Annotated in this window: 1 protein-coding gene; it reads right to left on the bottom strand. The window is 63.5% G+C overall.

What is annotated here, in order from left to right; all coding sequences use genetic code 11:
- Nucleotides 1–672 (bottom strand): hypothetical protein (locus ACTH3D_RS12345; RefSeq protein WP_441667427.1); only part of this gene is annotated, 672 nt, incomplete at its 3' end.
- Nucleotides 673–822 lie beyond the last annotated feature (150 nt).

The following is an 822-nucleotide window of genomic DNA, read 5'->3' as shown; positions in this document are numbered from 1 at the left end:
CAGGTTCGGGTTATCCGGCGACCCGCCTGCGGTAGTGCCCACACCATTGATGCCGATCACACCGTAGGTGGCATTGATGGCGGTCGGCATGCTGTTGGTGTCTACCGCATCGTCACCCACGTACCAGACGGTGCGCTCGCTGCTGGCCATGTTCAGGTCGGTACTGTCTTCCGCGGCGTAGCCGCTGCCCTTGGGCGACCATTCGCCGAAATAGACCGAGCTGCCGTCGACCTGGCCGATCACCAGGCCGCCGAAGTTTGGCATGAACGACGACACCGCCGAGGGCGGCACGATCATCTGGCGCACGCTGTTGATGCTGGTGGTGGTGCCGTTGTAGGCCACGTCGCTCTTCCACACCTGGGCAATCTTGGTGTCGCCCATGATCAGCCCGGCCAGCCAGTTGATGTCCTCGCCCTTCAGGTAGTAATTGCCCAGGCCGTCGGCGCCGCGGCTGATGGCGTTGTCGGACTGGGCGATGGGGCCGCCGGCCAGGTCGATGTAGGCGGAGGAGCCGGCCAGCTTGAGGCCGGCATCGCCGCTGCCGAATAGGGTGGAGCCTCCCGTCTCCACGTTGTCCGAGTCGTATGAACCCCCTGCCACGTCGGCGGCAAGGGCCGGGGTGGCACCGATGGTGGCGGCCAGCAGGCCGGTCATGAAGAGTTGCTTTTGCATGGTATCGCTCCTTCGTTGGGTTGGTTACGTCTCCGGTTTTTTTACGAAAAACCGGCAAAAAAGCGCATCAAAAGCGGAATTTCAGCCCGGCGGTGACGGTGCGGCCCGGGCCGGGCACGGGAATCTTGGACATGGGGTCCATGTAGTACT

The sequence above is a fragment of the Halomonas sp. genome (assembly GCF_052095765.1).
Classification (GTDB): domain Bacteria; phylum Pseudomonadota; class Gammaproteobacteria; order Pseudomonadales; family Halomonadaceae; genus Halomonas.
This window is presented reverse-complemented; position numbering and strand designations above follow the sequence as displayed.